The 7,659-nt window shown below is 33.6% G+C and carries 6 protein-coding genes; all 6 read right to left on the minus strand.

Features of this window, described 5'->3' with window-relative positions:
* Positions 1-12: 12 nt before the first annotated feature.
* The 6 genes from HNS38_RS19290 to HNS38_RS19315 all read right to left on the minus strand — a co-directional run bounded on the left by HNS38_RS19290 (position 13) and on the right by HNS38_RS19315 (position 7,315).
* Positions 13-975: a hypothetical protein gene (locus HNS38_RS19290; RefSeq protein ID WP_172346935.1), complete on the minus strand. Its 963-nt coding sequence runs from the start codon at positions 973-975 to the stop codon at positions 13-15.
* Between the two features lie 334 nt (positions 976-1,309).
* Entirely contained in the window at positions 1,310-1,789 is a 480-nt protein-coding gene (locus HNS38_RS19295) for a hypothetical protein (protein WP_172284858.1), read from the minus strand.
* A 51-nt stretch (positions 1,790-1,840) separates the two neighbouring features.
* Positions 1,841-4,105 carry a T9SS type A sorting domain-containing protein gene (locus HNS38_RS19300; RefSeq protein WP_172346936.1) on the minus strand — a complete coding sequence of 755 codons (2,265 nt, stop codon included), beginning with the start codon at positions 4,103-4,105 and terminating at the stop codon, positions 1,841-1,843.
* Positions 4,095-4,706 (minus strand): hypothetical protein, encoded by a 612-nt coding sequence (locus HNS38_RS19305; protein ID WP_172284839.1) that lies wholly within the window; start codon positions 4,704-4,706, stop codon positions 4,095-4,097. Before HNS38_RS19305 ends, HNS38_RS19300 begins: the two co-directional genes overlap by 11 nt.
* The gene (locus tag HNS38_RS19310) at positions 4,693-5,100 is read right to left on the minus strand and encodes a hypothetical protein (RefSeq protein WP_172284838.1); all 408 of its coding nucleotides are present in this window, start codon (positions 5,098-5,100) and stop codon (positions 4,693-4,695) included. The genes HNS38_RS19305 and HNS38_RS19310 overlap by 14 nt, the downstream gene beginning before the upstream one ends.
* Before the next feature lie 10 nt (positions 5,101-5,110).
* Positions 5,111-7,315, minus strand: a complete 2,205-nt coding sequence (locus HNS38_RS19315) for a hypothetical protein (protein ID WP_172346937.1) — start codon at positions 7,313-7,315, stop codon at positions 5,111-5,113.
* Between the last annotated feature and the right edge of the window lie 344 nt (positions 7,316-7,659).

Raw genomic sequence — 7,659 nt, forward strand, 5'->3', positions numbered from 1 at the left:
AAAATATCACCATTAACAACTGAATTTCAGATAGTTAAAAACCGAACTCAGGTTACTACCTATCATTTTTATACCATCCTCAACCTGGATAGTTCCATTGACATGTAATTTCTCTTGAGGACTTGAGATACCAATCCCAACATTACCACTTGATCTATAAATATTCGAACCTGAAGTTACCCAAGGTGAAATCGTTCCTCCGCCACCTGAACCAAAATCCAAATTATTCTGCATATAGTTTTTTAAATCGGAGATTTTTGTGCTTTTCAATTGAGAACCTGATCTTGCAAAGATTAATTTATCCGTTGAAGAAAGCGAAGAAGTATAAGTCTGCACTTCAATTGCTGAGACATTAAGCCAAGTATCACCATCTCCATCGGATCCAACCATACCTGTATGGGCAGGATGTGTATATGTACTTCCACCTCCTGAACCTGTAGGCGCTGCCCACTTTACACTACCATCAGTTCCATCGGCCGTTAACACCCAATTACTGCCAATTAAAGTTTCAGAAACCACACGCAATCCTTTCGTTGTTAAGGTTCCATTTACATCTAATGTGGAAGTTGGTGTATCAGTATGAATACCTACAAAACCTCCTCCTGAGCCATCCATATCAAAAGGTTCTACAAAAAAGGAGGGAGTATTCAACATATTAAAACCAATCATCAACGAATTGGAATTGGGATTGGCATACTCTACCCATCGAAGTCCTTTCAAATATCCACTTCCAATAATCCAGGAATTAGCTGCGGTTGCATGAACATGATTACCCAATGCAAAACTACCATTACTCATAGCTTTTGAATAAAACCCAGCAGCCATAGAATATAAAGATTGGGATTCTGTATAGTTACCGATAGCTGTTCCGGTAGCAGAGTTCCCAATTGGGTTATTATCACCATTTGCATCTTGTGCAAAAATGAAAGAAACAGAAGATAAAAGGAATACACCTAAGAATAGGATTTTTTTCATAATAGATATTTTTAAATATAGATAAATACAGTATTGAGTACAACATCATACTCTTTTATAAAACCTAGTTTTCATAAAACACTAAACTTTTTATATAGCACTTTTAAAAAATAGATCTCTCATTTAATTTATATGCCTAATTTGTATTACAACATTCACCTAAAACTATAACACTTTTATATATGACTGATATTCTGTATTATACTTTATAAGCAAAGAATCCAACTCTACATATCTTGTAAAAAACCCAACAACAAAGCGTCTCTCAAGGTATTTTACTGTTTATACAGAATCCTAATTGCTATTTAAAACCTAATAAATTTGGAGTAATCACTTAATCATTCTGAACAGATGGTTTTAATTCCAACCTAAAAACATCCTCATCTTTCATTCTTTCTATCACTAAAACATCTGATGTGATTTCAATTACTTCATACATATCTGACCAAATCATGTGTAAAGGCTCATCAATACTATCCCTTACAATCTCCCCTAATTTATTTTTAGTATCATATGGCGTATACAAATGTAGATTACTATAATTGTCCTTCCACTTCCACATGCAATCGTAATGCATAGTAATAGCCTCATCAATAACTATTCTAACATACAGTACATTAGAAGTATCATAAGTGAAGTATTGCTCCTCGTAATTCATGATATTTTCGCCATTTTTTAAATCTTTCTCAATTTTCCATTCTTTACATAGTAGCGCATCGTAATCGGGAGTTGGTTCAATAATTTCTGTCTTATCTTCTTTACAGGATGTAAATACAAAAAGAATAATTGCTAGATAATAAATAGTTGTTTTCATCAAAGACTGTTTTTTTAATATCATTATTCTATATTTTAAGTTAAATCTATTTTACAAAATCAGAAATTTCTCCTGATATTTGTTACCGCTAATAAAAACCTCGGTAACATAAACTCCTTTAGGTAAATTCGAAACATTAATACTAGAACCAGAATAAAAATTTGGTTTTTCAATAATTGTATTACCAAACACATCTCTTATAACAAGTAGGTGTTCAGATATATTGCCATGTACAAAACTCACTCTGATCTGATTCTTAGCCGGATTTGGAAAAACTTTTAAACCTATATTTTGTTCCACATTTCTTTCATTTGGTTCTTTTGAAATCGCGGCGGAATTGGGTATGATATCAGTTATTGTTAAAGATTCTGTCATTACAAAATTAGAAATTTCTGGCTTTTTGTTGACCACTATTTCTTCTTGTTCAATATCCTCTTGCATCTCAACAACATCATTATTATCTTCAATAATAATTGATTTTTTGCCTACAGGCCTATTGTAATCGGGATCTAAATACAATATCTGATGTCCTGCAATATCGCTACCTTCTTCAATTATAATAACTCCATCTGTTGGTACGCGGTAATCTATTCTGGTAGTAGCATCTACCAATACATCACCTACTAATGTCCTATTGATCTCAGTATCTACATCTTCGCCAATAGTTATGTTTTGAGCCTCAAACACATTAGTATAGCCCTCATCTAATATCCGATTTTGAATATATAGATGATCCGGATGCAATTCTCCAACTAAAAAATCATTCACGTCAGGATCTGGCGGCATCCAAGCATGGATATAATTATCATTACTCATACAAATTGCATCAAATGGTGTGAGCGTTTCGTTGTGAGGATATTTTCCTATGTCTGATAAATCAGCAAACCAATCGGTATTATTTAATGCCAATGCACTTACGGTTGGTACAAAACAAAATACAGGATCGTCTTCACCAGTGTCATTAGTTAAAGAACCAAATATATCTGATCTTGGAATTTCTTTATCCCAAGAAACAGATGTAGTCCAACATATGTCTCCAAAAAATATTGTTGGTATACAAACTGTATGGGATAAATGAATAGGAATTATAATATATCCATCTAGCCACTCTGACAGTCCTCCTATCGGTAATTTATAATATGCGCCTGGAGCATTATCCATATTACAATTACTAGGAGCAACCAATGGATCATGTTCGGTATGATATCGCGAAAAAGAGGGCCCATATATGCTTGAATTGACAAAAGGTTGAATTTGCAAGGCTGTATTAAATGTTTCATCATTTTTACCAGGCATAGCATTTACAGTATTGTTTACCTCTATAGGCGTCCAATCAAAATCAAAGCCTCCTAAACCCCATGGTAAGGGAAGCGTCCAATCGACTAATGTTTTACCATTTCTATAATCCAAAAGCGTTGTGCCGGGATCGTATCCTTGGCTTTTAACATTTGTACCCATGGAAACAGCAATATTTCTACAATCCTTTGGATAAGCTCCAACATCATCTAAGTTATTCAAGAAGCCTTGTCGCCAAAAATTTTGATGCACATAATTTGATGACATTTGTAAGGCAGCTGAAAAGTCACCTCTATCCATTTCATTAGATACAAATTCATTAATATCAAAACCAAATACTCCTACTGAAATATCATTTATAATACTCTCGTATTCTATACACCCGATATTGTTTAATACTGAATTCACCTCTGCTAAAGAAAGTAGTGACCCAAGATAAGTATCGAGCATTTGCTGTAAACCTAGAGGCACATTGGCACCGAGGTGTGGTGAATCGAAGGAAACATAATGCTCAACTCTATGGTCCTCTCCTTCATGTTCCATTTTTGCTAATGCATACTTTATAATTAATCCACCCATACTCACACCTAAAGCATCTATCCTGTTTATCGATCCGTTTTCTTCTAGCTCTAAATTTATAGTTTCAATTAATTTAATAAACAATTCCGCATTCTTTTCTATTTCCATGGTGTTTTTATCAAGGTCTAAGATGATAACATCATAATTATAATCCCATATTAGATTGTCAACAAAATCAAAGGGTTCATCAACTTGTCTTCTTACAAGATCTGCATCTTGCATACCCAGTGGATCAAAACCCTCGCAAACAATAAATGGTTTCATAAGTACACCATCATTTTCCCTCTCTCCATACCAAATAGAGCACTCACCTTTTATGGTTTTATTTTCGTTATTCTCATTGATATTCACAATAACTTCGAACGTATCATCCTGAGCATGCAAAACTGATAGTTGATACAAAAAAATTAGAAGTATTATATAAAATGCCTTATTTTTCATTTTTTATATGATTTATTAATTCATACTGTTGATCATCATTGAAAACAATTTTTACCAAGCCCATGCCTTTCTTCACATAGGTTTTCCTTACACCTCTATTGTGTGTAGAATCAGTTATAAATTCATAAACATTTTGAAGATCCTGATTAGCAATTTCTATTTCTTCAATTAGCGAACTCCTTCTTAGATCAAATAATGCATGTATAGAAGGTTTTTCCTCAATTCCTGATGATAACCCGCTCACACTCCATAACACAAATATATCAGAATCCGACTTTTCCAAAAAAAACGGAGACTCTAACACATCATCTACTTCAATCGTCCTTAAGTTCACCTGAATGCCTGATAAACAACTTGAAAAGCAAAACTCTCCCGGATCTTTTTTATCTAATTCTTCCTCTCTATAGTTATAAACCCTAAATTTTAAAACAGAATCTATTTCAAAATTTTTAAATATCAGGGTGTCATTATTTTTATATGGAATCCATTGTCTTTCGTCACTAGAAATATCCGGGCATGTACGCTTCTTACAACAACTATTAAACAAAACAATTAATATCGCAAGAATACTTAAAACAAATAAAAATCTATAGTTTTTCATAGCTTGTGATTATATTTACTGGTTCTAGAATAATACTATCGTTTAATATAGGTCTTTTCAATAATAATGTAGAAAAACTATTCTCAGTTATTTCTGTTATTGTTAGTGTATCGTTACCATTAATGGGATTCTCCACAATCAACAGATCATTTGAAAGCTCGAAATTGGCTGAGGATGTACTTCTACAAGATCCTGCAAGAGTTAAGTTTGCTTCATCAACAAAACTAATTACAGTGGAGTACATACAGGTATTGTCGGCATCCACAAACAACTCACCTTCAATACTTAAAGACACCACCTGCCAATTATGCCCTATTAGTATTTGGCTATAATTTTGAGCTTTAATACCTAAAACTATTCCAAGCCCAAATACAATTAATATAATTTTTTTCATAATTAACTATTTAAAGTTTGTTTGTAAGATTCTTAAGCTCATTAATTTCTTTTTGTTGCTTTTCCATCGATTTTTGTTGTTCAATCATCAATAAAGTAATCTCTTCAATTTTTTGTAATAAGATAGTATTTATTTCAACTAAATCAAGCCCTTCTTTTGCAACTGTCTCAGCAGAAGGCACACCAGGCAAATGTTTGTTTTCTTTTACAAATGATTCTATTTCCAATAAATCGGGTAATATATAATTATCTGCAAAAACAAAATCGGGCCAAGCAGGCCAATCATTTTCACTTCTTACTACTACTCTTGTACAACCGATAGTTCCCCCAACAGCTAAAGTATAATCTGAAGGTGTTTGAGTAGTTCCAATAGCAAGACAGTTATTTGCACCATAAAGTTTCGGACCATTACTTCCTAATTTTATAGCTCCAATTGTATTATCCTGAATGCCATAAACCCCTAATGTATTTGCATTTTCAACATCTGTAAGATAAGAATCATTCCCTACATTTAATAAAGGATAACCTGCTGGATGAATATCAGCCAAATCAAGTGATGCACTTGGACTTGTAGTCCCTATTCCAACACTACCATTATAGTAAGCTACATTAGCATCACCACTCCATATTCCAACACCATTTAGTGTCCCTGGGGCTACCCAAGAAGCATTTCCACTAGCATCAGATTGTAAGATTTTGCCCCCCAAATCACTTCCATTTGTCATTTGAAAACCTGAGGTTTTTGTAGTTCCATTTACATTTATACCACCCTGTGTAATAATATCTCCTCTTACATCTAAATCATCCTGTGCAACAATTCCTCCATTTACTTCCAACTTAGCCGTAGGATTATCAACTCCAATACCAACTCTTCCAGACGAAGAAATAGCTATTCCTTGAATTAATCCTTTACCTGGAGGGTTGAAATTTGAAAGGATTTTAAATGTCTTTGCTGTATTATAGCTTCCAAAAGTAATTTGCGATAAACCTGTGCCAAATTGCAATTTCCCGGCAACACTAATGTCTTCACTAACATCTAAGCTTTGCGCAATCTCCACATTATCATTAGCAAAAATTTCACCAGTAACAGTCAAGGTATTGTTTATTTTTGCTGTTCCATCCACATCCAATTTAGCACTTGGTGAATCCGTTCCAATACCTACACGGTTATTAGCATCTATTGTTATAATATTGGTTTGTGTTCCGGCTGGAGGAGGCTCAACTCCTTTACCAAATACATTTTTAGAAATCTGGAAAATACTATTCGAACTTTCTCCATATACTAACTTATTGGTACTACCTATCATTTTTATACCATCCTCCACTTGGATAGTCCCATTAACATGTAATTTCTCTTGAGGACTTGAGATACCAATCCCCACATTACCACTTGATCTATAAATATTCAAACCTGAAGTTACCCAAGGAGAAACCGTTCCTCCGCCACCTGAACCAAAATCCAAATTATTTTGCATATAGTTTTTTAAATCGGAGATTTTTGTGCTTTTCAATTGAGAACCAGATCTTGCAAAGATTAATTTATCCGTTGAAGAAAGCGAAGAAGTATAAGTCTGCACTTCAATTGCTGAGACATTAAGCCAAGTATCACCATCTCCATCGGATCCAACCATACCTGTATGGGCAGGATGTGTATATGTACTTCCACCTCCTGAACCTGTAGGCGCTGCCCACTTTACACTACCATCAGTTCCATCGGCCGTTAACACCCAATTACTGCCAATTAAAGTTTCAGAAACCACACGCAATCCTTTCGTTGTTAAGGTTCCATTTACATCTAATGTGGAAGTTGGTGTATCAGTATGAATACCTACAAAACCTCCTCCTGAGCCATCCATATCAAAAGGTTCTACAAAAAAGGAGGGAGTATTCAACATATTAAAACCAATCATCAACGAATTGGAATTGGGATTGGCATACTCTACCCATCGAAGTCCTTTCAAATATCCACTTCCAATAATCCAGGAATTAGCTGCGGTTGCATGAACATGATTACCTAAAGCAAAACTTCCATTACTCATGGCTTTTGAATAAAACCCTGCAGCCATAGAATATGAGGCTTGGGATTCTGTATAACTACCGATAGCTGTTCCCGTAAGAGAGTTAGTAATTACATTATCATGACCATTTGCATCTTGTGCAAAAATAAACGAAATAGAAGATAAAAGGAATACACCTAGAAATAGGATTTTTTTCATAATAGATATTTTTAAATATAGATAAATACAGAATTGACTACAAACATATACTCTAATAATATATATTACAAATAAAAATAAAAATATTTTGAAATTATATGCCTAAATATTGAATTTACTAGGCTTTCAAAAGGTTAGAATCATCCTCTTTTCATATACTTAATACCTTTTTTAACAAAAACGTAACCCTAAAAAATGAAGAATTTTGTCATTTTTTTTAAAACCCGCAAAATAAAGACTTTAAAAAAGTATTTATCACTAAAAACATTTGCTATTACAAAATAAACAACTTCAATTTGTTAATTTTTACTATTTTTGGAGCCTAAATCATTGCATGACCATAT

The sequence above is a fragment of the Lentimicrobium sp. L6 genome (genome assembly GCF_013166655.1).
Taxonomy (GTDB): domain Bacteria; phylum Bacteroidota; class Bacteroidia; order Bacteroidales; family UBA12170; genus UBA12170.